Annotated in this window: 22 protein-coding genes, 1 tRNA gene and 1 pseudogene; 15 read left to right on the top strand and 9 right to left on the bottom strand. The window is 51.9% G+C overall.

The annotated features are described in order from the left end of the window. The 4 genes and pseudogenes from VGM55_RS20605 to VGM55_RS20585 form a co-directional block, all read left to right on the top strand. A pseudogene (locus VGM55_RS20605) lies at positions 1-559 on the top strand (hypothetical protein); the annotation flags it as partial. Then, positions 559-1,131, top strand: a complete 573-nt coding sequence (locus tag VGM55_RS20600; protein ID WP_331636502.1) for a tail fiber assembly protein — start codon at positions 559-561, stop codon at positions 1,129-1,131. The pseudogene VGM55_RS20605 and the gene VGM55_RS20600, both read left to right, overlap by 1 nt. Positions 1,132-1,371: 240 nt before the next feature. Further along, entirely contained in the window at positions 1,372-1,878 is a 507-nt protein-coding gene (locus VGM55_RS20595; RefSeq protein WP_331636501.1) for a hypothetical protein, read from the top strand. 491 nt (positions 1,879-2,369) lie between these two features. Further along, positions 2,370-2,993 carry a LuxR C-terminal-related transcriptional regulator gene (locus VGM55_RS20585; protein ID WP_331636500.1) on the top strand — a complete coding sequence of 208 codons (624 nt, stop codon included), beginning with the start codon at positions 2,370-2,372 and terminating at the stop codon, positions 2,991-2,993. Between the two features lie 118 nt (positions 2,994-3,111). Here VGM55_RS20585 and VGM55_RS20580 read toward each other — a convergent pair whose 3' ends face one another. The 3 genes from VGM55_RS20580 to rcsD form a co-directional block, all read right to left on the bottom strand. Beyond that, positions 3,112-3,351 carry a DinI-like family protein gene (locus VGM55_RS20580; protein WP_331636499.1) on the bottom strand — a complete coding sequence of 80 codons (240 nt, stop codon included), beginning with the start codon at positions 3,349-3,351 and terminating at the stop codon, positions 3,112-3,114. 30 nt (positions 3,352-3,381) lie between these two features. Next, complete coding sequence (locus VGM55_RS20575; RefSeq protein ID WP_331636498.1) at positions 3,382-4,020, bottom strand: DNA-binding protein; 639 nt, start codon at positions 4,018-4,020, stop codon at positions 3,382-3,384. A gap of 352 nt (positions 4,021-4,372) precedes the next feature. Further along, on the bottom strand, positions 4,373-7,033 hold the full coding sequence (gene rcsD / locus VGM55_RS20570; RefSeq protein WP_154188094.1) for a phosphotransferase RcsD: 2,661 nt from the start codon (positions 7,031-7,033) through the stop codon (positions 4,373-4,375). Between the two features lie 836 nt (positions 7,034-7,869). Between rcsD and VGM55_RS20565 the strand changes: the two genes are divergently transcribed. The 7 genes from VGM55_RS20565 (at position 7,870) to yibB (ending at position 16,135) form a co-directional block, all read left to right on the top strand. Then, positions 7,870-8,970, top strand: a complete 1,101-nt coding sequence (locus VGM55_RS20565; protein WP_154188093.1) for a porin OmpC — start codon at positions 7,870-7,872, stop codon at positions 8,968-8,970. A 130-nt stretch (positions 8,971-9,100) separates the two neighbouring features. Continuing rightward, the gene (gene apbE / locus VGM55_RS20560) at positions 9,101-10,147 is read left to right on the top strand and encodes an FAD:protein FMN transferase ApbE (protein WP_331636496.1); all 1,047 of its coding nucleotides are present in this window, start codon (positions 9,101-9,103) and stop codon (positions 10,145-10,147) included. A gap of 76 nt (positions 10,148-10,223) precedes the next feature. After that, positions 10,224-11,294, top strand: coding sequence for a bifunctional DNA-binding transcriptional regulator/O6-methylguanine-DNA methyltransferase Ada (gene ada / locus VGM55_RS20555; protein WP_331636495.1), 1,071 nt, complete (start codon positions 10,224-10,226; stop codon positions 11,292-11,294). Next, positions 11,294-11,935, top strand: coding sequence for a DNA oxidative demethylase AlkB (alkB, locus tag VGM55_RS20550; protein WP_331636494.1), 642 nt, complete (start codon positions 11,294-11,296; stop codon positions 11,933-11,935). The genes ada and alkB overlap by 1 nt, the downstream gene beginning before the upstream one ends. A gap of 83 nt (positions 11,936-12,018) precedes the next feature. Next, on the top strand, positions 12,019-13,665 hold the full coding sequence (locus tag VGM55_RS20545) for a multidrug ABC transporter permease/ATP-binding protein (RefSeq protein WP_331636493.1): 1,647 nt from the start codon (positions 12,019-12,021) through the stop codon (positions 13,663-13,665). Between the two features lie 115 nt (positions 13,666-13,780). Next, the gene (gene mgtE, locus VGM55_RS20540; protein ID WP_154188088.1) at positions 13,781-15,208 is read left to right on the top strand and encodes a magnesium transporter; all 1,428 of its coding nucleotides are present in this window, start codon (positions 13,781-13,783) and stop codon (positions 15,206-15,208) included. Positions 15,209-15,283: 75 nt separating this feature from the next. Continuing rightward, a complete protein-coding gene (gene yibB / locus VGM55_RS20535; protein WP_154188087.1) occupies positions 15,284-16,135 on the top strand; it encodes a protein YibB in 852 nt (283 codons plus the stop codon). 90 nt (positions 16,136-16,225) lie between these two features. Here the strand turns inward: yibB and VGM55_RS20530 are convergent. From VGM55_RS20530 to VGM55_RS20520, 3 genes are all read right to left on the bottom strand, one after another. Then, positions 16,226-16,302, bottom strand: a tRNA-Pro gene (locus VGM55_RS20530). A gap of 76 nt (positions 16,303-16,378) precedes the next feature. Next, positions 16,379-18,142 carry an LPS biosynthesis-modulating metalloenzyme YejM gene (gene yejM / locus VGM55_RS20525; RefSeq protein ID WP_154188086.1) on the bottom strand — a complete coding sequence of 588 codons (1,764 nt, stop codon included), beginning with the start codon at positions 18,140-18,142 and terminating at the stop codon, positions 16,379-16,381. Positions 18,143-18,161: 19 nt separating this feature from the next. Next, the gene (locus VGM55_RS20520; RefSeq protein ID WP_154188085.1) at positions 18,162-18,389 is read right to left on the bottom strand and encodes a YejL family protein; all 228 of its coding nucleotides are present in this window, start codon (positions 18,387-18,389) and stop codon (positions 18,162-18,164) included. 136 nt (positions 18,390-18,525) lie between these two features. Here VGM55_RS20520 and yejK point away from each other — a divergent pair, with 136 nt between their 5' ends. Beyond that, the gene (gene yejK, locus VGM55_RS20515) at positions 18,526-19,533 is read left to right on the top strand and encodes a nucleoid-associated protein YejK (protein ID WP_154188084.1); all 1,008 of its coding nucleotides are present in this window, start codon (positions 18,526-18,528) and stop codon (positions 19,531-19,533) included. 16 nt (positions 19,534-19,549) lie between these two features. Here the strand turns inward: yejK and VGM55_RS20510 are convergent, their stop codons facing one another. From VGM55_RS20510 to VGM55_RS20500, 3 genes are all read right to left on the bottom strand, one after another. Next, the gene (locus VGM55_RS20510; RefSeq protein WP_154188083.1) at positions 19,550-20,002 is read right to left on the bottom strand and encodes a DOPA 4,5-dioxygenase family protein; all 453 of its coding nucleotides are present in this window, start codon (positions 20,000-20,002) and stop codon (positions 19,550-19,552) included. Between the two features lie 90 nt (positions 20,003-20,092). Then, positions 20,093-20,377, bottom strand: a complete 285-nt coding sequence (gene rplY / locus VGM55_RS20505) for a 50S ribosomal protein L25 (protein ID WP_038480998.1) — start codon at positions 20,375-20,377, stop codon at positions 20,093-20,095. Between the two features lie 127 nt (positions 20,378-20,504). Continuing rightward, positions 20,505-22,265, bottom strand: coding sequence for a DEAD/DEAH box helicase (locus VGM55_RS20500; RefSeq protein ID WP_154188082.1), 1,761 nt, complete (start codon positions 22,263-22,265; stop codon positions 20,505-20,507). 198 nt (positions 22,266-22,463) lie between these two features. On the opposite strand from VGM55_RS20500, the gene rsuA reads away from it, so the two are divergent. From rsuA to VGM55_RS20485, 3 genes are all read left to right on the top strand, one after another. Next, positions 22,464-23,165 carry a 16S rRNA pseudouridine(516) synthase RsuA gene (rsuA, locus tag VGM55_RS20495; RefSeq protein WP_154188081.1) on the top strand — a complete coding sequence of 234 codons (702 nt, stop codon included), beginning with the start codon at positions 22,464-22,466 and terminating at the stop codon, positions 23,163-23,165. A gap of 15 nt (positions 23,166-23,180) precedes the next feature. Beyond that, entirely contained in the window at positions 23,181-24,377 is a 1,197-nt protein-coding gene (locus VGM55_RS20490) for a Bcr/CflA family multidrug efflux MFS transporter (RefSeq protein WP_154188080.1), read from the top strand. A 337-nt stretch (positions 24,378-24,714) separates the two neighbouring features. Next, positions 24,715-25,059, top strand: a complete 345-nt coding sequence (locus VGM55_RS20485) for a YejG family protein (protein WP_154188079.1) — start codon at positions 24,715-24,717, stop codon at positions 25,057-25,059. Positions 25,060-25,061: the final 2 nt, after the last annotated feature.

Here is a 25,061-nt window from a genome sequence, read left to right as displayed (position 1 = left end):
GGTGCTGGTCTCCGGAAAAAATGATTTCCCCTCTGGCTGTATTCATATTCTCGATGACCAGGGGCGCGACCATATCTGGATGTTTAACCCCAACGATAACGCCTTTACCGCGAACGGGTCCATTCGCGCAGGTGCCAGCGTGTATGCCGGAGGGGCGATTTTCGAGCCTGGCGGTAATATCAATGGCGAAATCTGGGGCGGCTGGCTGAGCACATGGCTCGCTAATCAATTTACCGCACGGGATAACAACATCGATACCCGTGCCACATGGGACTGGGCAAATGGTCAGTTTGCCGCGCGGGATGACAATATTAACACCCGCTCGACATGGCAATGGGTGAATCAGCGTATAGATGAGGTTCAGAGCTGGACGTTACAAAACTTTGTTTCCAGCGTGCAGCTGGGCGCGGTGATTTCCACCTGGTGGCCAGCGGCGGGCGGTGACGCGCCAGCGGGTTACGTGCTGACAGGGGGAGATTTTGGTGATGACCAGTCCTGGGTTCGCTACAAACCCGTTCAGTTCTGGACGCGTGGCGGGTGGGTTAATGCGCAGGGGTAATGATGCAAAATATTAAAAATTTCAGGGTAAAACAGCCCACCAAAAAAGACACTGAAAAGTATGGTGATGCCACTGCCGGGATACGTTTTTTCGAGTCAGAAGACGGGCAGGACTGGTATGAGTGCCAGTCCCGGTTTGCGGATAACACGATAAAAATCATGTACGACAGCGAGAATGTTATTCGCTCAGTTATTGATAAGCCGGTGCCGGAGCGTGGCAACATTTATGCCGTGTCGATGTTTTCCCCTGAGGGGATGAGCGTTGCAGAAATCAGGGGTAAGTTGCCGGAGGGATTCAGCATCAGGCGCGGGGAATGGGTATTCGACGGTAAAAAAGTGGTCCCGCGCACCTGGTCGAAAGAGGAACTAATTGCGCAGGCCCAGAAAACAAAATCAGTACTGCTTGATGAAGCCGCACACGTGATAGCGCCGCTGCAGGATGCAGCGGATATTGATATGGCAACGGAGGAAGAGTTACAGCAACTCAAAGCCTGGAAAACGTACCGCGTCCTTCTGAGTCGTGTGGATGTCAGTGCTGCACTGGATGTCAGGTGGCCGGATAAGCCTGAGTAAAAAGGCCGTATGACTGGGAAAAAAATCACATGGCTTGAGAAGTCGTATTTCAGTCAATACGAAGTTTTGAAAACGGATATATTTATAGCGTCAGAATTTGCTCTGAGCAAGCAAGATATAATCTCAAAAGTAGAATGTTCTTAGATTACTATGATTTTTTGTTTATTCGTACCATGAATCGGGGATTGTACAAAACATTGGGTATAGGATAAACCCCTTTAAACGCAGGGAGAATATTTTATGGATGAAAACCGTTATTATCCTCATATGCAAAAACGCTATGAGTCATCCAGCCGACATAAGTTCATGCTTCAGTCTGTCGTGAGCGTTTTTGTTTTGGATTACCGGAGGTATATTTCAAGTGGTTTTGTGTGCAATTGCTGTTGTCATGCGCCTCGGGGCCGAAAATTAATTATGGCTGACGGAACAATTCATATCGGTGTTCGGCTCGCAGGGCGGGTAACGTGGGATGTCACCTATCTTGCCCTTAAAGTTAATGAAAAGCTGGAGATAGATTTTTACATCCGGACAGGTTACCTGGTAAGCCATTACGGGAATATACCAGAAATTCATGAGGAGTTATTCAGGTGTACGGTCCGGGCTGTTGGTGAACAACTGGCGTTTGAACTGGCAAAGCAGGACGGATTATTGATCCGACGCTTCTGGTTTGACAAGCCGATAGTTAAAGGGGTTTTCTACCCGGTAGTGTGTGAAATCAGGAAACATCTCCACCCCGGGGAAATATAGTTATTCAGACAGCAAGCGGTATAGTGATGCCTTCTACCTGGTTTTGCTACGTCGGTTGTTATGATTATATATAATATATTTAACGGCATGAGATAAAACAGAGAGAAATGGCTATGAGTGAGGAGAAGTTTACAGAATGTGAAGAAATGAGATTTAGCGAGATGCTGAATTTCGCTGCCGTGACTGCCACAGCGAGCTTCAGCTCACTTACTCTTATGAAGCCCGCTAACCGGGCATAAAAAAGCTCACTGAAATGGCCTTCAACGGCTCCTGATTGTCGGAACCTTCATCGAGCAAATTGGCCGCATCACCTGCGAATTGTCTGTGGCGGTGTCAGGGATATCTCTAAACATATGTTTGTATATCGTATTGTTATGTTTAAATAAAATGTCAAAATTCTTCCGAAAGCATCTGGTATGCAAATATAACCTTTAAGCCTGCTACGCAGCCAGATTGCCCCTACAGCCAATAAATACCAGGAAGGCAATTGAATGTCGGTGATGATTGTAGATCCATGTTGTTATACTAGAGAGGGTATTAGTGGTTATTTGAAGCATAAAAAAGGCGCGAAACGGATGATTATCGATGCCAGTTCACTAAAGATCCTCGCCAGTTTATTTTATCAAACTGCTCCTCGCCTTGTGATTGTTAACGATCATACGTTCTACGAAGAAGGGTTCTGTTTTGACGGTCTGAAGCGGCTGATTGCCGATAATCGAACGGTGTTATTTGTAATCTTCGTTGCATCATTTTATATCCGCTACCAGGAGCTGGTGCAGCTCGACAGTAATGTGCTTATCTGCTCGAAGGAGATCGACACATCTACCCTGAGTGCTCTGCTTTCGCCTAACTTCTTCAATACCAAAGTAGCTAATGAGGTTTGCAAATTTATTCCAAGCCAGGCTGAACGAAATCTACTCGGTCTCTGGATGGCGGGTATGGATACACCACGTATTACCCGTTCGCTAAATATTTGCGCTAAAACAGTCTCCAGTCATAAAGGTAATATTAAGAAAAAACTTAAAACTCACAACATGCAAATAATCTTTAATATTATGCGGCTATCTCAAATCTTACTTCTGCCGCAACAGGCAAACAGGCCCAGTTGGCGCTAATCATAACCTCGTTACCCAATCACTTCATCAATCACAACGCGTTGGGATTAGCCAGCGCGCACCATACAGATATTTCACGTTTTTTAAACCTGTTAACGCCTTTTTCCGTAATTATTTGTTATATGTAGAACCAGTCGTCCGCGCCTTCCCATGTTTCCTGCAGTATTTGCTCAATTACTTCCTTGTCATCTGCTGTACCGTTGCGTACTGATAGCTTATCAATACCAGCCAAGCGGATAGTGGCTTCAATGCCCGGGAATTTGTTTTGCAATCGTTTGTTAAATTCAATAGCCAGTGCAGACAGAGCTCCCTTCGGTAGTTCTTTCTTCCTGTCGATGGTTACTTCAACGTAAAGCATGACAATGTCCCTCCGGGCTGTTTTTGATGGTTAAGGCTGGTGTGGTTCTCGTTGATATGCGGAAATGGTTCTGAGTGTTCCTGTAAGGCTGTCGTGCACTTCAACTTCAGTTGTGCATATTTTCATTCCATGTGCCCTCAGTCTGGCTACATCGGCGGCAATTCGCTGTATACCCAACCAGAACAGGCCATCAAGAGCGTTAACCTGTAGCCCTGACTCAAGAGCTAATTTGAGCCGCTCACGAGGCGCTTTCGCTTGTTTCGCTATTTCCAGAAATGGTGCTGCTGTCGGACCAGCGGTTTCTGTTCTGTGTATGCGGTTTGATAGCCGGTAGCGAAACTCCTCTGGTACATCGTCAAGATCGGCTCTGATGCTGTAGACCTGACCGCGCTTTTTACCATTAATGACGACGGCCTTCTGGTTGAGATGCAGCTCATTGCGAAGTTTGTCAATTAGCTGTGGCGCGCGGATCAACAATAGCCGAAAGGGCAGCTCAAAGCTGGTGACGTAGTCCACATTCAGTAGTGCAATGCGCAGGCGATCTTCACTTCCAGCCTTTTCCTCCCGACATTCCTCCATTACCTCCGCCCACTGGCGGCTGAGCCTCGGTGTTTCCTGAACCTCAGCAAAGCTGAATTTCTCAATCTGGTAGTCTATGCGCCCGACCATAAACACTCCCTTCCCGCGGCTGATCCTGATTTTCGACTCACTTTATCAACAGATGCTTTTTGCTGAAAGCCACTACCATGCACCTTTTGTGAAAATCAATCCGTACCTACGAAAGTTTCGTGAGTAATTGCCCCGATAATTTAGGGGTTGTCAGTGTGCGACGTAGCCACAGGTTTTTCCCTGAAAGGTCTATGGGGCACCCATGGGACACTTTTAATCAGCAAAGTTCGCTAAAGTTCACAAACATGACTTCTCGAATGTTTTGCCCAACCGCGAAAAACGGTGCTCCTGGACGATATTTATCGATTTTTAAAATTGAGCAGGTACATTGTTCATGTAATAGGCTACCTTGCTACAGCAGACTTTTGACGTAAGCATCAATGTCGCTGATATATTTTTGTATGTTTAGAGCATCACTTTCACGAATATGATGCTCCAACGTTTCACATAACTGCTTGCCGGGTACCAGATTCAGCATCGCAAACACGCCCTTCAGGCGGTGCGCAGTCTGAGCCAGAGCGGCAAAGTCGCCCGCTGCGGATTCAGTATACAGTCTGGTGACATCTTCCGGTACCGTGTCGACAAACAGCGCGTAATAACCGCTGGCGTGCAGCTGAGCGTTTTCGTCGCCGCCCGGAGGCGAATCCGGTATATCTTCCTCCGCCAGTTGGTTTTCAATCAGCTGCAGAACGGCGTCCTGCATAGCATTGCTGATATTAAAGTTAACCCGGAACTGGCCAGGCGCGATTTTCCGCATCCCGTTTTCATCATCGCTTAAAAGCAAGCCCGAAGCAGTAAGATTAGACGGATTATCAGTCAGGAAGATATCAAACTCTTGACTCGACAGCCTTTCATCCGGGGAAATACAGTTCGCTCCCCAGTTTTCCAGCATGCGGGTCACAATTGTACGTACCTCGTTAGAGGTGATATCCAGCATCGCAACTACGTCGTCCAGCAGCTTCTCATCCTGCATATCTGCCTGCGGTTCTGCGGCCATTCTGATGTGTAAATTATAGCGTGTCCCAATATCCTGGCGCGTTTTGATATTCAGGTGTCCGCCAAGCTTGCGTGCAAGACGATCGCAGAGATAGAAAGCCAGACCATTTGCCTGGCCATAGCGGTCTTCGCTGGTCTCATTGAGGAACGGGAAGTGCAGGTTGTCTACCTCGCCGCCGCCGATGCCGGTGCCGGTATCCAGCACGCGGAACAGCAGGCGGTCTGGCCCGGCTTCCTCTTCACTGATGTCGAGCGTAATTTTACCGATCTGCGTCGTGGTAACGGAGTAATGCAGCAGGAGCTCCAGAATCTTACGCAGCACATCCCTGTCGCCGTGGCGCTTTTCGTCGGCCGGCAGGTTGTTGTTGATGAGCAACTGCAGCCCCTTACGTTTGATGATCGGCAGCATCGACAGGGCCACTTCATCGATCAGCGATTGAATAGAAAATTCGCAGGCGTTGGTTTTCCAGCTGTCGGCTTCCAGCATATTTAACAGCTGGATTTCATCGACCAGACGCACAATAGTCTGGGCGTCGTTCGCGAGCCGCAGATGTGTGTTGTCGCTAATCTCTGCGGCATGTTCAGCCAGCTGTTTGGCCGGGAGCTGTAACGCTTCGCCAATGTGCTGCATAAAGGCAGCGCGCCCTTGCTGGTTTTTCTCATACAGGCGCTGTGCCTGCTTGAGCTTCTTGTTCACCAGAATTTCACGATCCTGATCGCGGATAACAAAAATCTGCGTGCGCGGCGCTATCTGACTGCGGAACTGGCGGATTTCATACAGCTCATTGTTTACCGTGGCCTGAATCACGCCCTGGTGCTGATCCGCCATCGAAATGATGTTTTGCAAATTTAGATGGGGCAGCAGGTGGTCGGCAATTTTGTTGCTTATCACGGTGCGGTTGGCATCGAGATCGTGAACCAGCAGGCCGAGTGGCAGGATCGCTACAATCTCTTCATTCAGCGCGCGCAGGATTTGCAGCTCACCGTTACCCGGGTTGCTTTCCGCCTGGCGCTGAGGCTGCTGACGGAAAGTGGCGAAGCCAAACACGGCTAACCCAAGCAGCGCAATATTCAGCAGCAGAGGAAGAAGAATGTTTTGCAGCGTATCCATCATCAGCGAGCCAAAGGGTACCTGCCAGACCAGCTGGAGCTGAGTCGTTGCGACCGGCGCGGTGATTTCAATGCGAGCGCTATTAAAATTAATGCTTACGCTGTCGGGATCGTCTTTATCCGTTGCCGCAACAGCCGTGCGCTGACGCTCATCTGGCTCGAGCTGGAAGCTGTCCAGAGACATTGTCGGCGGGATGAGGTCATTAATAGGCAGGTCGAATGCGACCACGGTGGCCAGATGCCCCGGTTGGTTAAAGGTAGTCCTGAGCGTGAAATAGTGGCCATTTTGCCAGTTTAACTTGCGCAGCGGTGAGAAGCTTTCTCTCTCGTCCAGGGCATTGGCCTGCTGCAGCATCTCTGCCCGGCGTGAGTCGACAATGGTACCGACGCCGGAATCTTTAAAGCCAGAGGAGAGATCTTTTAGCGGCAGGGTAGAGACCAGAATCATGCTGTTGTCCTGGCCGTTCAGGTAGTACATCGACCATGGGCTATTTTCGGCTCCCCACAGTGTGTCGAGGTAGCCGGATATCCGCTGCGTCATTTCCAGCGTTGAGCTGTCATGAGAACCAAAGATCAGCGCTTCGGTTTTGCTGCGCGGTTTGTCTAGATAGTAAACGTCCTGCCGTAAGCGTGTTTCCTGCAGGCCCTCACCGGCGGTGGCAGGGGCAGTTGCAATGTTGTCGTAGATTTGCCACGTCGCGTAGCGATAGGTCTCTACGCGCTTATGCAGGGCATGCGTGATGTCGACAATCTGGTAGCTTTTATCTTTAAGCCAGGCATTGACGGCGCTTTGTACCAGCACGCCCATCGCGACAAGCAGCACGATAGTCAGCAACAAAAAGAAACGCGTGATGTTACCGGGGAACAGTGAAAACTTATTTAGCGACGTATTTTCAGACTGGCTCATTGTATGTATGTAACCCGGCGAAGCCTCGCCAATCCTGGATAATAGAGGGTCAACCCGCTCGGGGGACCGTTTGGCTTTAGCGTATTCACGCCTGCCGACGCTAAGAATACCTTTATCTGGCGGTGCCGTCAGCAGTCTGACGCAGTATAGGGGGTTCTCAGGTGTTTTTCAGGTAACTGATTATTAGGATAAATCCTTAAATAAGGATTTGCGTTAAGTCTTGTAGGTAATTTGTACAGCTGAAGAAGATTTGTACAAATAATGAAGGCTGGCATGTTGGGTCTGGGGGATATATTTTTTTAAGAAAAATCCGCATTCGATATGAAATATGAAGAAAAAAAGCAGATCGATTAATTAACAGACGTTACAAATTTCATCGGTAGCACAAGGATATTAAAGTTGTGTAAAGAATGGTAAAAAAAAACCGGATGCATGCATCCGGTATTAATAGGGGTAAACGGACATTCAGATTCGAATGACGGTAATAAATAAAGTTAATGATGATAGCGATAATGATTTTATCTCCGAAAGTGAGAAAAAAATTATCATTCAGTGCTACTTTTTTTATTTAAGTATAAGCCATTGATTTTGATGTTTTGTTATTATTTTTTGATTATTCATGCTTATATTTTTAGCTATTCGTGCTAAAAAAAGTTCCCTGTTATTTACATTTTGATACATCTATATAGACAAATGAAACATCTATATAGTTTTCGTATCATATTCTCGTTGGATTATTCGGTATTTGTTTTGGACAATGAATTTGCCGACTGATTAGAGGGTTAATCAGTAAGCAGTGGTAAATAAAATAAGGCATATAACAGAGGGTTAATAAGATGAAAGTTAAAGCACTATCCCTTCTGGTACCGGCTCTGCTGGTAGCAGGCGCTGCAAATGCAGCCGAAATTTATAACAAAGACGGCAACAAATTAGACCTGTACGGTAAAGTTGATGGTCTGCACTATTTCTCTAACGACAAAAGTGCTGACGGCGACCAGACTTACGTTCGTTTCGGCTTCAAAGGCGAAACCCAGATCAATGACCAGCTGACCGGTTACGGCCAGTGGGAATACAACGTTCAGGCAAACAACACTGAATCTTCTGGCAACCAGGCATGGACTCGTCTGGCATTTGCCGGTCTGAAATTCGGCCAGGCGGGTTCTTTCGACTACGGTCGTAACTACGGCGTTGTTTACGACGTGACTTCCTGGACTGACGTTCTGCCAGAGTTCGGCGGTGACACTTACGGTTCTGACAACTTCCTGCAGCAGCGTGCTAACGGCGTTGCCACCTACCGTAACACCGACTTCTTCGGTCTGGTTGATGGCCTGAACTTTGCTCTGCAGTATCAGGGTAAAAACGGTAGCCAGAGCGGCGAAGGTTCTACCAACAATGGTCGTAACGTGCTGAAACAGAACGGTGACGGCTTCGGTGGCTCCCTGACTTATGCTCTGGGTGAAGGCTTCAGCGTGGGTTCTGCTATCTCCAGCTCCAAACGTACTACTGAGCAGAACAATACTGCTGGCTTGCTCGGCCATGGTGACGATGCAACCACCTACACCGGCGGCCTGAAATATGACGCGAACAACATCTACCTGGCAACGCAGTACACCCAGACCTACAACGCAACTCGCGCTGGTAACCTGGGCTTTGCTAACAAAGCACAGAACTTCGAAGTTGTTGCTCAGTACCAGTTCGACTTCGGTCTGCGTCCATCCGTTGCTTACCTGCAGTCTAAAGGTAAGAACCTGGAAAACGGCTACGGCGACCAGGATCTGCTGAAATATGTTGATGTTGGCGCGACTTACTACTTCAACAAAAACATGTCCACCTACGTTGACTACAAAATCAACCTGCTGGACAAAAATGAATTCACTCAGGCTGCTGGCATCGGTACCGATGACATCGTGGGTGTAGGTCTGGTTTACCAGTTCTAATTCCGCTCAAGCTGATAAAGGCGCCGCAAGGCGCCTTTTTTATGTCTTAACCCTCAATGACCCGCCGGTTACCTCATCTCTTCGTCTCATTTGCTGTACCCTTATGCTCCCGAAACTGGAGAACAACACCATGGATTTACGCCTTATTCGTCGCGGCTGCTTTGCCGTAGCTCTTTTAGCCCTGGCAGGGTGCGATAACGCTCAAAACAGCGCCGCAAAGGCGCTGGTGCTGGAAGGCAAAACCATGGGGACTTACTGGCGTGTTAGCCTGGCCGACGTGGATGCTGCACAAAAATCCGTGCTGCAGAAAAAAATTCAGGATCAGTTGGATGGCGATGACAGATTGATGTCGACCTGGAAAAAGGATTCGGCACTCTCCCTCTTTAACCAGTCAGTCAGCACTGAGCCGTATCCGGTAAGCGAGGCGATGAGCGATATCGTCACCATGGCGCTGCGCATCGGTGCAAAAACCGAGGGTGCCATGGACATCACGGTTGGACCGCTGGTTAATTTGTGGGGGTTTGGGCCAGATAAGCAGCCCCTGCACACGCCAAACCAGGCGCAAATCGATGCGGCGAAGGCGCTAACGGGTCTGCAGCATCTGAAGGTGGTGAATGCTGCCGGGCAGCAGTGGCTGCAAAAGGATCTTCCCGGGCTGTATGTCGATCTGTCGACTATCGGTGAAGGCTACGCGGCCGATCATCTTGCCCGCCTGATGGAGCAAAATGGTATTAGCCGTTATCTCGTTTCTGTCGGTGGTGCAGTGACCACTCGAGGGACTAATCCGGCGGGGAAAGCCTGGCGAGTGGCCATTCAGAAGCCAACGGACAGGGAAAATGCCGTGCAGGCGATGGTGGATATCAACGGTCACGGCATCAGTACTTCAGGCAGTTACCGCAACTATTATGAGCTCGATGGGAAGCGCATCTCGCACATCATTAACCCGCAAACCGGGCGGCCTATCGAGCACAAGCTCGTCTCGGCAACGGTCATCGCTCCCACGGCGATGGAGGCGGACGGCTGGGACACTGGCCTGATGGTACTGGGGGAAGAAAAAGCCAAACAGGTTGCGGAGAAAGAAGACCTGGCCGTTTACCTAATCAGCAAAGAAGGGGACGGATTCCGAAGCTGGATGTCGCCGCAGTTCAAAACCTTCCTGATCGGCGAAAAAAATTAAAAAGCAAGAACCCGAGTTTTTCATCCGGCCGAGGCTGCCATGATGGTATCGTTAAGATAAGCATGAGGTCGCAACCATGAAACAGCCACACGGGTTTATCACGGAGCAGCAGCGCTGGCAGGCGGTTGAACAGCGTGATGCTCTCGCCGACGGGACGTTTGTCTTTGCCGTCAAAACGACCGGTATATTTTGCCGGCCATCCTGCCGCGCACGCCGCCCGCTGCGTGAAAATACCGCCTTCTACGATACGCCAAAAGCGGCGCAGAACGCTGGTTTTCGGGCCTGTAAACGCTGTCAGCCAGACAAACTGGCCCCCGAGCTTCAACGGGTTGCGCGTATTGAAGAGGCCTGTCGCATTATTGAAGCAAGCGACTCGCCCCTCACGCTTGATGAGCTGGCAGGGCAGGTTGCCATGAGCAGCTTCCACTTCCATCGCCTGTTTAAACGCGTCACGGGTTTAACGCCGAATGGCTGGCAAAAAGCACATCGTGCTCGTCGGTTACGTGAAGCACTTGCCGGAGGCAAAGAGGTGACGCAGGCCATCTTTGATGCAGGTTTTCAGTCCGGCAGCGCGTTCTACCATCAGGCTGATGAGACGCTTGGCATGACGGCTAGCCAATACCGGCAGGGAGGCGCTCGTGCTCACGTGCAGTTCGTGGTCGGCTCATGCCTACTGGGTGAATTCCTGGTAGCAGAAAGCGAACGTGGAATTTGCGCCATTTTGTTAGGTGAGAACGCCGAGGCACTGATAGATGAACTGGAAAGTGAGTTTCCGCGTTCGCAGCTTACGCCCGGCAATGAGGCATTTGCCTCCCGGGTGGCGCAGGTTGTTAGCTTTGTTGAGTCGCCAACGGCTGAGTTTACGCTGCCGCTGGATATTCGAGGCACGGCTTTTCAGCAGCAGGTTTGGCAGGCATTACGCGCCATTCCGCCTGGCGTAACGGTGAGCTACAGTGAGCTGGCCGAGCGCATTGGTAAGCCCGCTGCCGTTCGCGCTGTGGCCGGTGCATGTGCGGCTAACACCCTGGCGGTCGCCATTCCGTGCCACCGCGTGATTCGCAGTGACGGCGGCCTGTCTGGTTACCGCTGGGGCGTGGAGCGCAAACGCCAGCTACTGGAAAACGAAACGCGAAGACAGGGGGAATAATGCTGGATCTGTTCGCCGACGAGGCTCCCTGGGAAGAGCCTCTTGCCGAGGGCGCGATTATTTTGCGGCGCTTCGCCCGTGAAGAAGCCCCGACGCTGATGGCTGCCGTTCATCGACTGGCCCGGCAGGCGCCTTTTCGCCATATGGTGACGCCAGGGGGGCATACTATGTCGGTGGCGATGACTAACTGCGGTATGCTGGGCTGGAGCACGAATCAGCACGGTTATGTCTACTCACCGCAGGACTCACTTACCGGCAAACGTTGGCCTCAAATACCTACCGAGTTTAACGCTGTTTGCGCCCGGGCCTCCGTGGCGGCGGGTTATCCTGATTTTGAACCTGACGCCTGCCTGATAAACCGCTACGCGCAGGGGACAAAACTTTCTCTTCACCAGGATAAAGACGAGCCTAATCTGCGCCAGCCGATTGTCTCTGTTTCGCTTGGATTACCTGCCATTTTTCAATTCGGCGGCCTTAAGCGTAGCGGTCCGCTGAAGCGTGTGATGCTTGAGCATGGTGACGTTGTGGTGTGGGGTGGGGTATCCCGACTTTTCTACCACGGCATTTTACCCCTCAAACCCGGTTTTCATCCGCTGACCGACCAGTTCCGCTACAACCTGACCTTCCGTAAAGCCTCATAATACAAATAAAAATAAGAATTATTCTTGCTGTGACCGGCGAGCTGTTTAAACTGCTCGCTGTTTTGTTTTGCAGGTATGGAACTATGGAACTGCTACGTGTGGTCTACCGCCAGTATCGCTGGCCTTTTATGATGGTCATGGCGTTAAGCCTGGCAAGTGCAGCGTTGGGAATTGGTCTTATCGCCTTTATTAACCAGCGTTTGATTGAGACTCCCGATCTCACATTGGCGGTCCTACCGGAATTTTTGGGCTTACTCTTACTGTTGATGGCCGTGACGCTCGGTTCTCAGCTCGCGTTAACCACGCTCGGTCACCATTTTGTCTTTCGCCTGCGTGGCGAGTTTATCAAGCGCCTGATGGATACCGATGTAGAGCGGGTGGATCAACTCGGCAGCGCGGCACTGCTGGCGGGGTTAACCAGCGATGTCCGTAATATTACTATCGCCTTTGTGCGCCTGCCTGAGCTGGTGCAGGGTATTATTCTGGCGATTGGCTCGGCGGCCTACCTGGCCTGGCTGTCGCCGAAAATGCTGGGCGTCACCACCGTGTGGCTGGTGATAACCATTGTGGGGGGATACCTGCTGGTGGCGCGGGTTTACAAGCATATGGCCCAGCTGCGTGAAATCGAAGATAAACTCTATAACGACTATCAGAGCGTGATTGAGGGGCGAAAGGAGCTTGCTTTAAACCGCGAGCGTGCCGAGCGAGTCTATGAAGACACCTATACTCCGCATGCCGCCGAATACCGTAACCATATCATCCGCGCGGATACGTTCCATCTTAGCGCTGTAAACTGGTCAAATATCATGATGCTGGGCGCAATTGGCCTGGTGTTTTATATGGCAAACAGTCTTGGCTGGTCTGACACCAACGTGGCGGCAACTTTCTCCTTAACGCTGCTATTCCTGCGTACACCACTTCTTTCTGCCGTTGGCGCGCTGCCGACGCTGTTAAGCGCCCTGGTCGCCTTCAATAAACTGAACAAGTTCCAGCTTGCGCCTTATGATGCCGGGTTCGCTCGTTCGAAGGAAGCCGGGAACTGGCAGCAGCTTGAGATGCGTGATGTCGTGTTCCAGTATGGCGACAATAGCTTTAGCGTGGGCCCGCTCAACCTCACCATCAAACGAGGTGAACTGCTGTTCCTGATTGGTGGAAACGGCAGCGGAAAATCCACGTTGGCTATGCTGTTGACAGGGCTTTACCAACCTGTGAGCGGGGCTATCTACCTTGATGGTAAAAAAATAGATACCGAAATGCAGGATGACTATCGTAAGCTTTTCTCGGCGGTGTTTACCGACGTATGGCTGTTTGAACGTTTACTTGGGCCGCAGGGTAAGCAGGCCAACCCGGAGCTGGTCAGCAGCTGGCTGGATCGCCTGAAAATGAGCAATAAGCTTGAGCTGGAAAACGGCACAATCCTTAATCTCAAGCTTTCGAAGGGCCAGCGTAAGCGCGTGGCGCTGTTGCTGGCGCTGGCGGAGGAGCGAGACATTATTCTGCTGGATGAGTGGGCGGCAGACCAGGATCCGCATTTCCGACGTGAGTTTTACCAGGTCCTGTTGCCGTTAATGCAGCAGATGGGGAAAACGGTGTTTGCCATCAGCCATGACGATCACTATTTCATTCATGCCGATCGCCTGCTGGAGATGCGGCAGGGCCAGCTGGGTGAATTAACGGGCCACGAACGTGAACAGGCTTCGCGTGATGCGGTGGCACGAACGGGTCATTAGGTTAGCCTCGTCTAAGAAAAATAAAAAAAAAACCAGTCTATTAAGGCTGGTTTTTTGTTTTCTTCATCTTCCCACGCTATAAACTAACTCGTCGTTTCCAGGGAATAGTTTATTTATGACAGCCATTCAAAAATACAGCACCAAAGAGCGCGACCAGGACCGTGCGCGCATATTGCAGATCCTGCTGACCAATAAAGCCGTCGCCAGCGGCATTCTGGCCAAAGAGCCGTTTGCTGAAACGCAAAGCGCCGAGCAGGATATCGCCGAGATAGTGACGCTGGTAGGGCGACTGCCCGCGCCGGATCTCGCCGATGTCCTGGAAGCATTGCCAACGGAAGAGCGTTTAGCACTGTGGAGCCTTATTACCGAAGAGCGTCGCGGCAGCGTGCTGGTAGAGGCCTCAGAAACGGTTTGGGATGACCTGATTGAGGATATGAGCGACAAAGCGCTGCTTAACGCGCTGCGACCGCTGGATATTGACGACCAGATCTACCTGGCACAATACCTGCCGCGCGATCTGGTGGGGCGCCTGCTGGCGACGATGCCGCAAAATGAGCGCACTCAGGTTCGTCAGATCCTGCATTACGACAAGCACAGCGTCGGCGCGATCATGGACTTTGAGGTGATCACCGTGCGTCCTGACGTCACGCTTGCCGTGGTGCAGCGTTACCTGCGTATTCGCGGTAAGGTTCCTCAAAACACCGACAAACTGTTTGTCACCAGCCGGGACAAAACGCTTTTGGGAGAACTGGAGCTGACGGCTATCCTGTTGCACCCGCCGCAGACGCCGGTACTGAAGGTGATGGATGACAATCCAACCTGCTTTGCCCCGGAAGATCATGATGAAAAAGCCGCGCGAACCTTCGAACGCGATGACTTGATCAGTGCGGCGGTCATCGACAGCGCCGGCAAGCTGATGGGGCGCTTAACGGTCGATGAGATCGTCGACGTGGTGTACGAGGAAACCGACAGCGACCTGCGCCGTATGGGCGGCCTGAGCGCAGAAGAAGATGTGTTTGCGCCGGTAAGCAAAGCCGTTCGCACTCGTTGGGCCTGGCTGGCAATCAATTTATGTACCGCCTTCGTGGCTTCCCGCGTGATAGGGCTGTTTGAACACACGATCTCCCAGCTGGTGGCGCTGGCGTCACTGATGCCTATTGTGGCAGGGATTGGTGGGAATACCGGCAACCAAACCATCACCATGATTGTGCGGGCGCTAGCCCTGCAGCATATTCAGGCCGGTAATATCTCGTTCCTGATGTTGCGTGAATTAGGGGTAGCGCTGATCAATGGCCTGGTGTGGGGCGGCGTGATGGGGACGATAACCTGGCTGCTGTACGACGACCCGGCAATGGGGGGCGTGATGACGCTGGCAATGATCCTGAACCTGCTTGTCGCGGCACTGATGGGCGTTGTTATTCCGATGACGATGACCCGGCTGGGGAAAGATCCGGCGGTAGGATCAAGCGTGATGATCACTGCGATCACCGACACCGGTGGGTTCTTTATCTTCCTTGGCCTGGCTACGCTGTTCCTGCTGTAACCCGATATCAACAACGTCTCACCGCGACGCTATGTTATAGTCGCGGTGATGCCGATGACCTCTGTTATGGATGCTATGAACTCTTCAATTACAATCGTGACCGCTTTTTTTGATATCGGAAGGGGCCAGTGGACCGCCGATAAGGGGTTTTCCCCTCATCTTGAACGTACCACGGACCGCTATCTGAACTACTTTGCTAACCTGGCGCAGCTGGATAACAACATGGTGGTATTTACCAGCAGCGATATGAAGCCGAAAGTAGAGGCCCTTCGAGGGAACAGGCCGACAACGGTGATTGTGATAGATGTGAACAAGAAGTTTGCCCACATTAAAAAACGGATTGCCCGCATCCAACAGGATGAAGCTTTCCGTTCCCGGCTGGAGACGCGGCAGCTAATCAATCCAGAATACTGGTCTCCTGAATATGTGCTGGTCTGCAATTTAAAAGCCTTCTTTGTCAAAAAAGCGATCGACCTCGGTCTTGTGAAAGACGAACTCGTGGCGTGGGTGGATTTTGGCTATTGCCGAACCCCCGAGACCACCAACGGCATTCAGCGCTGGTCCTGGCCTTTTGATAAAAACAAGATGCATTTCTTCACCATCAAGAAAGGGTTAAAGGCGAAGTCTGTTAACTCGGTATTTGATTATATGATTGGCAACCACGTCTTTGTTATCGGCGGTGCGTTGGTGGGATCGAAAGCAAAGTGGCAGGAGTTTTACCCGCTGATGTGCCGTTGCCAGAAGCTGACGCTGGATAATAACATTGTCGATGACGATCAGGGGATATTCCTGATGTGCTATCACTTCCGCCCCGATCTGATTAAGCTGAATTATCTGGGGAAAAGTCGCTGGTTCGATCTGTTTAAACGCTACGAAAAGAAAAGCCTTAAAGAGACCCTTTATCGACTTAAGTTTTTGATCAAATAAGCGCTTGCCCTGATACCTCCGCCAGGATGACAGAGTGGAAATGAAGGCACAAAAAAACCAGCCGTAAGAGGCTGGTTTTCAATGTTTAGTTGGTCGGCACGAGAGGATTTGAACCTCCGACCCCCGACACCCCATGACGGTGCGCTACCAGGCTGCGCTACGTGCCGACGCAGAAGACCAATACTACATTTTTCCGATTTGATTGCAAGGGAACCATGCGCTAACTGTCTTATAAGTAAACAATTAGTTAGCGATGAAGCGCTTCTCGTCGGTCAGAACCTGCAGCAGTAAATCAAGCTGCGGCTTGGTCTCTTCGATTCTTTGCCCTTTGAGATTGTACATCCGGTAATTGCCGCTGTTGCTCAGCACCAGCGTCATTTCCGGGGTCGTCACGGCAAGAGTATTGTTGTCTGCGCCAATCACCCAGTTGTTGCGACGGGTGGCGGCAAACAGGTCTTCACCCTGTGAATACTCATTAGCCGGCGTTTTAACGTGCAGCAGGCGCTGCATCAGGGTCGTCATCACATCCTGGTGGTCGGTAAGCTTGCTGATACTCTGGGCAGGCGTACCCGGCCAGTGAATAACAAGCGGAACCTGAATGCGCGAACGTGACCAGGCGAAAGCGTCGCGCTCATCGCCGAGCGGAATGCCGTGGCCAGCGGTAATAATGACCACGGTATTTTGCAGTTTTCCAGCTTCCTGTAGCGCATCCAGCACGCGCTTGATTTGGTCGTCAACGCTGCCCGCCGCACGCGAATATCGGCGCTCGAAGGCCTGTTGGTTGCTGTTGTCGTCAATGCTGGTGCCGTTAAATGCCACCCATGAGAACCAGCGGTTGTCGTCAGAAGCGTACTGGTTAAGCCAGTTAATCCACTGCATCGCTGTCTGGCTGTCGGTTTGGTTTTTTGCCGGACGCAGCGAGAAGTCAGAGAGCAGCGCCTGGCGATACATTGCCGAGTTAAAGCCGTCAGAGGCAAACAGGCCAAGCTGATAACCCTGCTGGTTCAGGCCGGTAATCAGTGCCGCAGGGGTTCGGCTCGAAAGCACGCCGTCCATGTAGGCCGGAGAAATACCGTAGAACAGGCCAAAGATACCGCTGTCGGTGTTATTTCCGGAACTCATGTGCTGAGTAAAGCGGATATTACTGGCCGCAAATTCATTCAGCGCCGGCATATCTTTGCTCACGCTGCCGGCGTTTAGGCCATCAACGGTGATCAGCAGAACATTATTACCGATGCCCATATCGCGGAATTGCAGGTTACTCAGCGGATACTGGACCGCCAGCGCTTCCGGGTTACCTTGCTCAACAAGGCGGCGCTGGTACTCCTGCGCATCCAGCAGGCCGTGTTTTTCAAGAAAACGCCGCGCCGTCATTGGGTAGGAGAGCGGGAGGTTAGCCCGCTGCATGGTAATCGGGCGATAAAAGTTAGCATCCGCCCAGATGTACATCAGGTGGCTGCTAAAGAATGAGATGAAGAATAAAATCACTAATGGACGTGCATATTTACGACGACGCCCAAGGCTGCGCAGCTTTTGCCAGCTCCAGGTCGCGAACAGCATCTCAATCAGCAGGATCACCGGCGCACTGATAAACATCAACTGCCAGTCGCGGGCCATCTCCCCCTGATCGGGGTTAATCACCAGCTCCCAAACGGTTGGGTTAAGGTGGAGGTGGAAGCGCGTGAAAACTTCGCTGTCTATCAATAGTAGTGTCATGCCCGCCGTGGCTAAGGCGGCGGTGATAAAGCGCAGCAGGCGCTGCGACATCACGATAAACGTTAGCGGAAAGATAATCAGTAAATAGGTGGCAAACACCAAAAAACTAAAGTGCCCAACAACGCTCAGGTACGAATAAATCCGCCCTGTGAGCGTCGTTGGCCAGTCGGCAATAAACAGATAGCGGCTACCCAGCAGCATGGCCAGCAGGATATTAAACAGGGCGAACCAGTGTCCCCAACTGACCATCTGGGAAACTTTTTCGCGGTAGCGCTGACGGTTAGTCACCATAACTTGTTACGATAGTTCCTTAGTGGGCTTTATCTTCGCTCACCGAAGCTTGAAGCGCCTCAGCAAAGGAGCGAGCCAAAGGACGACGCTGAGCGGACGCCACGCTGGTATTTATCAGATTGGTGACCATATTTCCCAATACCATCAGGGAAAGATCGGTAGGCGCGTGGTGTTTTTCCAGCACGGCTGCCAGTTCGGTCAGCATCGCTTCAACTTGTTCGTCACTGTAGCGGGATGTTTGTGGCATAAATTAAAAATCATTTGTATTCGGGAAAGGGCATTATCTTACCGTAGCAGGGACGATTTTTCCGCTTTTTTATCACGACTTGCGTCCCGGCAGCGGCAGTGGTTGAATACCGCCCGGTCATAAAGGAGAGTTTAACATGAGTCTGGATATCAACCAGATTGCCCTGCATCAACTGATTAAGCGCGATGAGCAGACGCTGGACGTCGTGCTGCGCGACACGCTGCTGGCAACAGACGGTGCCGTCGAAGAGATGATGGCGGAGTTACACCGTGTGTACAGCGCCAAAAATAAAGCCTATGGCCTGTTCAGCGAAGAGAGCGAACTGGCGGAAGCGCTGCGTTTACAGCGTAACGGCGATGAAGATTTTCTTGCCTTCAGCCGGGCCGCGACCGGCCGCCTGCGCGATGAACTTGCAAAGTATCCGTTTGCTGATGGCGGCATTGTGCTGTTTTGTCACTATCGTTACCTGGCGGTGGAATATTTGCTGGTCGCGGTACTGAATAATCTGAGCAGCATGCGCGTCAACGAAGAGCTGGATATCAGCGCGACGCATTATCTCGACATCAACCATGCGGATATCGTGGCGCGTATCGACTTAACCGAATGGGAAACCAATCCAGAATCAACCCGTTACCTGACCTTCCTGAAGGGCAGGGTGGGGCGCAAAGTGGCCGACTTCTTTATGGACTTCCTCGGCGCAAGCGAAGGGCTTAACGCCAAAGCGCAGAACAAAGGCCTGCTGCAGGCGCTGGACGACTTCACCAATGAAGCTCAACTGGACAAAAATGAACGGCAGGCAGCTCGCCAGCAGGTTTATGCCTATTGCAACGAACAGCTTCAGGCGGGAGAAGAGATCGCGCTTTCTTCTCTGGCCGATGAGCTGCCGTGGGCGGTGGATGACAAGAACTTCCAGCAGTTTACCGCTGAAAAAGGCTATGAGCTGGAAGAGAGCTTCCCGGCGGATCGCGGTACGCTGCGTCAGCTTACGAAGTACGCCGGTAGCGGCGGCGGGCTGACGATTAACTTCGACGCCATGCTGCTGGGCGAGCGTATCTTCTGGGATCCGGCGACCGATACCCTGACGATTAAAGGCACGCCGCCGAACCTGCGCGATCAGCTCCAACGCCGCACTTCCGGTAAATAAACGCCCGAGCCTCTCGTTATGGAGCCACTGAAGGCGACGTGTTAGGCGTCAGCGGTGGCTCCGGTTCTTCATGCTCGGGTAGGCGCTGTAAGTTGATGATATCGAGCTTTTGACCCATCCACACGGCATGCTCAGTATGGTCAGCTCTCGGCTGGCCACTATTGGGATGAAGCAGCACCGTCAGGCCGCGGCGGTTTAACATCAGCCACGGTACAAAGCGTGCAAACTCATCGGGCATAAACGCCACCTGGTACATAGGCATGGCATGAGGGCCGACCAGAACATCGTGCCAGCGGCCAAGCAGAACGGAAAAGCGCAAAGCGATTTCTTCGCGTAGTGTTTCTGCCGCAAGCCGTTGCTGCGGACCATCAAAATAGATATGAGCGTGATAGCTTTGTATCGTCTGAAGCGTTTGGGGCGTCGCTTTTTCAACGGACGTGCGTGGGGTTGGTTTAAACATGTCGCTCATCTCTGGGTGCCAGACCTTAATCAAATAATCCGTCACTCAAGATACAAAAAAACCCGCCGAAGCGGGTTTTTTTTCGAACTTAACTCGCGATTAAGCGCGAACGAAGTCGATGTGAGTCAGTTTTGGCTTGAACGGGTGACGCTGAACAGCCTGAACTTTCACTTTTACTTCTTTACCGTCGATAGACAGGGTCAGTACTTCTTCGTAGAAACCAGGCTTAGCCTGCTGGTTCATTACGGAGTCGTGATCCAGCTCGATGGAAACAGGAGCTTCCGCGCCACCATAAACGATAGCCGGGAATTTGTTTGCTGCACGCAGGCGGCGGCTCGCACCCTTGCCCTGCTCTTTACGTTCTACTGCATTGATAGTAAACATTGACTGTTTCTCTTTAAATAAGCCTGCTACAGGCGACCCAGCAGCAGGTAAAGTTTTCTGCTTTGCGGATGCAAAAGCGGGCGGCATTATAGCCATATCTGACTCTGTCGGCAATGAAAAGTACCGCTTAGCCGCGCAATTCATTGGCCCGACGGAAACGTCCCTGATAGTCGAAAACCTTTTCACGCACGTTCCAGAACTGACCGTTTTTCCTCGCGACCACAAAATCGGGATGACGCAGCAGCGGCTGTTGGGCCACAACATCCGCTACGGTTATCCAGCGCAGCGGCACGCCCGGCGCGCGGGAGTGTGGGCGGATAAATAACTGTTCGAAGGCCATACGTTGAGCCGGGGTCTGGAGACGGAAGCGCTCACTGACATCCGCTCCATCTTCATCGTAATAGGTGATTTTTAGCCAGTCGCCTTTTGCGTCTCCACCGTGCTGTAGCGCCATGCCGCTGCAGCGTAGCACCAGCGCATCTTTTAGCTTCAGCGCGGCCTTTAGCATATCGTCCGGGTCGACCAGTACGTGGTCACACTGATGGCAGCGGCGGGCGGCGATATCATTTTCCGCATTGCAGTTGGGGCAGTTTTTGAAGCGGAATCGGTAGTCGCACTGTTCGCGCAGGCCGTCATCATCTTCAAACCAGCCCTGGCAGCGGCGGCCAAAATGTTCAATGACGGTGCCGTCCGCGGTGGTTTTCCCCCAGAACGTGTTAGCGAAGCCACAGGACGGGCAAAAGACCTGCACCGGCACGTTGTCGCTCTTGCCTTTGGCATGGCCGACTTCCGGCGTGAACAGGTCGTGTGGGTTACCGGCATAGTCGAGGATCAGGCAATCTTTTTTGCCCGGAGACAGGCGCAGGCCTCGGCCAACGATTTGTTGGTAAAGGCTAACTGACTCGGTAGGGCGCAGGATGGCTATCAGGTCGACGTGCGGGGCGTCAAAGCCGGTGGTCAGTACCGCAACGTTGACCAGAAAACGGAACTGCTGATTCTTAAAGGCTTCGATAAGCGTGTCGCGCACAGGGCCCGGTGTGTCGGCGGTAATCAGAGCCGCATCGCTGGAAGGCAGCAGGGCGGTAACCTCTTTGGCATGCTCAACCGTCGCGGCGAAGATCATCGCGCCCTTACGCTCGGCGGCGAATTCTACAATCTGGCTGATGATATGCGGCGTAATGCGTTTTTGCTGCTTCAGTTCGCGATTCAGGTCGGCTTCGCTGAACAACCCGTTAGGCTGTGCCTGCAGGCGGCTGAAATCATATTGTACCACCGGCATATCCAGTCTTTCCGGCGGGGTCAGGTAGCCATGCTTGATCATGTAGCGCAGCGGCAGCTCGTAAATGCAGTCGCGGAACAGCGCTTTTTCATCGCCGCGAACCATGCCGTGATAATGAAACTGATAAATCCAGCCTTTGCCGAGCCGATAGGGCGTTGCCGTTAATCCCAGCAACCGCAGTCTGGGATTGTTCTTACGCAAATGCGTCAGAATTTGCTGATACTGGCTATCATCGCTGTCGCCGATGCGGTGGCATTCATCGACAATCAGCAGGGAGAATTCACCGTGAAAATGCTCAAGGTTGCGGGCAACGGATTGAACGCTGCCAAAAACCACTTTTCCCTGACTTTCTTTACGCTGCAGACCGGCGGCGAAAATATCCGCTTCCAGCCCGAGTGCGACATATTTCGCATGATTTTGCGCCACAAGCTCTTTCACATGGGCCAGCACCAACACGCGCCCGCGCGCCACTTTTGCAAGCTCCGCAATCACCAGGCTTTTGCCCGCGCCGGTAGGCAACACGATGACGGCAGGTTCAGAGTGCTTGCGGAAGTAGTTGAGGGTGGCATCCACCGCTTCTTGCTGGTAAGGACGAAGAGTAAAAGACATGGCCGGGCGGTTTTTCAACCTTGTTATCAAATGACTGCAACGATTATGCCATAAAGCACGGTTTTACCTTGAGAGAGTTTTTGATGTCGCTATACTGGCAAACTAATTATCAGGCAAACCAATTTCCACCTGAATGTGGGCTTCAGCCCCTGCCGCACGCTCGCTTGTCGGCACCTTCATGAAACAGGCAATACACTAATGCGACTCGACAAATTTATCTCTCAGCAGCTCGGTATCAGCCGCGCTATTTCTGGCCGTGAAATCCGCGCTAACCGCGTCACCATTGACGATGAAGTGGTGCGCGACGCCTCTTTTAAACTGCAGCCGGAACACCAGGTTGCCTTCGACGGTAACCCGCTGACCCAGCAAAATGGCCCACGCTATTTCATGCTCAATAAGCCGCAGGGTTACGTTTGCTCGACCGATGATCCCGATCATCCGACGGTGCTTTACTTCCTGGACGTGCCGGTGGCGCACAAGCTCCATGCCGCAGGCCGTCTGGATATTGACACCACCGGCCTGGTGCTGATGACGGATGACGGCCAGTGGTCGCATCGCATTACGTCCCCGCGCCATCATTGTGAAAAAACCTATCTGGTTACGCTGGAATCACCGGTTGAAGAGGGCACGGCGGAGCACTTCGCCAAAGGCGTTCAACTGCATAATGAGAAAGATCTCACCAAACCTGCCGTGCTGGAGGTGATTACGCCGACGGAAGTGCGTCTGACCATCAGCGAGGGCCGCTATCATCAGGTAAAACGCATGTTTGCCGCAGTGGGTAATCATGTGGTTGGCCTGCACCGTGAGCGCATTGGTGACATCGCCCTGGATCCTGAACTGGCGCCAGGAGAGTACCGCCCGTTAACCGAACAGGAAATTGCCAGCGTTGGCATGCCCTAATCACCGGAGTGACTTTTGAGCCGTAAACAGAACTCTTCTGTCGGTATTATCGTTATCCTTGGCCTGCTGGCGATGCTTATGCCGCTGTCCATCGATATGTACTTACCGGCGCTGCCGATGATTGCCCAGGGCTTTAATGTCCCGGCGGGCAGCGCACAAATGACCCTCAGTACCTATATTTTGGGTTTTGCCATCGGGCAGATCTTCTACGGGCCGATGGCCGATAGTCTGGGACGTAAGCCGGTGGTACTTGGCGGCACGCTGGTGTTCGCGCTGGCAGCAATCGCCTGCGCGCTTTCGCAGACCATCGATCAGCTGATTGCGATGCGTTTCCTCCATGGCCTTGCGGCTGCGGCGGCAAGCGTGGTGATCAACGCCCTGATGCGCGATATTTACCCGAAAGAAGAATTCTCGCGGATGATGTCTTTCGTGATGCTGATTACGACCATTGCACCACTTGTGGCCCCGATGGTCGGGGGAGCGGTGCTGGTATGGTTTAGCTGGCACGCCATCTTCTGGATTCTGGCGGCAGCCGCGCTGCTGGCGTCAGCGATGATTTTCTTCTTTATTCACGAAACGCTGGCCCCTGAGATGCGGCAGAAATTTCATCTGCGCACCACGATAGGCAATTTCGCCACGCTATTCCGCCATAAGCGTGTGCTCAGCTATATGCTGGCCAGCGGCTTCAGCTTTGCCGGCATGTTTTCGTTTCTCAGCGCCGGGCCGTTTGTTTACATCGAACTAAACCATGTTTCACCGCAGCACTTTGGTTACTACTTTGCGCTGAACGTCGTATTTTTGTTCTTTATGACGATGATTAACAGCCGCTTTGTGCGCCGTGTCGGGGCAATCAATATGTTCCGCACCGGGCTGTATATTCAGTTTGCGATGGCCATATGGCTGGTTATTAGCAGCCAGTTCGGCTTTGGCTTCTGGGCGATGGTGCTTGGCGTAGCGGTGTTCATCAGCTGCGTGTCGATGGTCTCCTCCAACGCCATGGCGGTGATTCTGGACGAGTTCCCGCATATGGCCGGAACGGCCTCTTCGCTTGCCGGTACCTTCCGCTTTGGCATTGGCGCGTTGACCGGTGCGCTGCTCTCGGTGGCGACGTTTAACACCGCCTGGCCGATGATCTGGTCTATTGCCTTCTGCGCCGCCGCCTCCGTGCTGTTCTATCTCTATGCCAGTAAAGCTCGCCACGTGAAAGCCTGAAAACTAACGGGTGTTTCTGCTCGGAAACGCCCGCTTTCTGCCCTAAAATCCTCTCTACGTACGTCCTGATACAGGATATATGTTTCGTATATGTAAATGTCTCAACTGTAAAAAGTCACAAATTTGTAGTTAAAAAGGTTGAGTTAGATCTCAGAAAGCGATACATATAGCGCCGAAACGCGTGCTAAAGCACAAAAATAAAGCGTTAGTTTTGAAATTACTACAATGGATGTAAGCCATTTACATACTCGTTTAAACGCAATTTATCAACATTGTGTTAACCTTTGTGTAAATAGTTTGAGACATATTGCCGATTGGAACTTCCGGGGAAATGAAATTGAATACCATACAACTGTCCATCGTGCACCGCCTGCCGCAGAGCTATCGTTGGCTGACGGGTTTTACAGGCTCAAAAGTTGAACCGATTCCGCAAAACGGGCAACAGGGCGAAGATTGTCTGATTGGCCTGAAACTGCTGAGTCCTGGCGGGGAAAAAGCGTGGCCGATTATGGATACGCTGAGCCAGGCACTAAGCGATATTGAAGTCGATAGCTCGGTAGTCGAGTGTGAAGGTGAGCCGTGCCTGTTTGTTAATCTGCAGGATGAACTGGCTGCAACCTGCCGCCTGAAAAACGTTGGCGTAGCGATTGCCGAGTCTTTTTCCAGCAATAATCCTTTCTGAAC

The sequence above is a fragment of the Cedecea sp. genome (assembly GCF_036500665.1).
In the GTDB taxonomy this organism is placed as follows: domain Bacteria; phylum Pseudomonadota; class Gammaproteobacteria; order Enterobacterales; family Enterobacteriaceae; genus Cedecea.
Note: the sequence above shows the minus strand (reverse complement) of the source record. Positions and strands in the feature narration are given on the sequence as shown.

Coding starts and splice junctions, on each gene's coding strand:
- VGM55_RS20500 (WP_154188082.1), bottom strand. CDS start 22,265: ATGTCTTTTACTCTTCGTCCTTACCAGCAAGAAGCGGTGGATGCCACC.
- VGM55_RS20585 (WP_331636500.1), top strand. CDS start 2,370: ATGTCGGTGATGATTGTAGATCCATGTTGTTATACTAGAGAGGGTATT.
- VGM55_RS20565 (WP_154188093.1), top strand. CDS start 7,870: ATGAAAGTTAAAGCACTATCCCTTCTGGTACCGGCTCTGCTGGTAGCA.
- yejM (WP_154188086.1), bottom strand. CDS start 18,142: ATGGTGACTAACCGTCAGCGCTACCGCGAAAAAGTTTCCCAGATGGTC.
- ada (WP_331636495.1), top strand. CDS start 10,224: ATGAAACAGCCACACGGGTTTATCACGGAGCAGCAGCGCTGGCAGGCG.
- VGM55_RS20595 (WP_331636501.1), top strand. CDS start 1,372: ATGGATGAAAACCGTTATTATCCTCATATGCAAAAACGCTATGAGTCA.
- VGM55_RS20520 (WP_154188085.1), bottom strand. CDS start 18,389: ATGCCACAAACATCCCGCTACAGTGACGAACAAGTTGAAGCGATGCTG.
- rcsD (WP_154188094.1), bottom strand. CDS start 7,033: ATGAGCCAGTCTGAAAATACGTCGCTAAATAAGTTTTCACTGTTCCCC.
- VGM55_RS20580 (WP_331636499.1), bottom strand. CDS start 3,351: ATGCTTTACGTTGAAGTAACCATCGACAGGAAGAAAGAACTACCGAAG.
- VGM55_RS20575 (WP_331636498.1), bottom strand. CDS start 4,020: ATGGTCGGGCGCATAGACTACCAGATTGAGAAATTCAGCTTTGCTGAG.
- apbE (WP_331636496.1), top strand. CDS start 9,101: ATGGATTTACGCCTTATTCGTCGCGGCTGCTTTGCCGTAGCTCTTTTA.
- VGM55_RS20545 (WP_331636493.1), top strand. CDS start 12,019: ATGGAACTGCTACGTGTGGTCTACCGCCAGTATCGCTGGCCTTTTATG.
- rplY (WP_038480998.1), bottom strand. CDS start 20,377: ATGTTTACTATCAATGCAGTAGAACGTAAAGAGCAGGGCAAGGGTGCG.
- alkB (WP_331636494.1), top strand. CDS start 11,294: ATGCTGGATCTGTTCGCCGACGAGGCTCCCTGGGAAGAGCCTCTTGCC.
- rsuA (WP_154188081.1), top strand. CDS start 22,464: ATGCGACTCGACAAATTTATCTCTCAGCAGCTCGGTATCAGCCGCGCT.
- mgtE (WP_154188088.1), top strand. CDS start 13,781: ATGACAGCCATTCAAAAATACAGCACCAAAGAGCGCGACCAGGACCGT.
- yibB (WP_154188087.1), top strand. CDS start 15,284: ATGAACTCTTCAATTACAATCGTGACCGCTTTTTTTGATATCGGAAGG.
- VGM55_RS20600 (WP_331636502.1), top strand. CDS start 559: ATGATGCAAAATATTAAAAATTTCAGGGTAAAACAGCCCACCAAAAAA.
- VGM55_RS20510 (WP_154188083.1), bottom strand. CDS start 20,002: ATGAGCGACATGTTTAAACCAACCCCACGCACGTCCGTTGAAAAAGCG.
- yejK (WP_154188084.1), top strand. CDS start 18,526: ATGAGTCTGGATATCAACCAGATTGCCCTGCATCAACTGATTAAGCGC.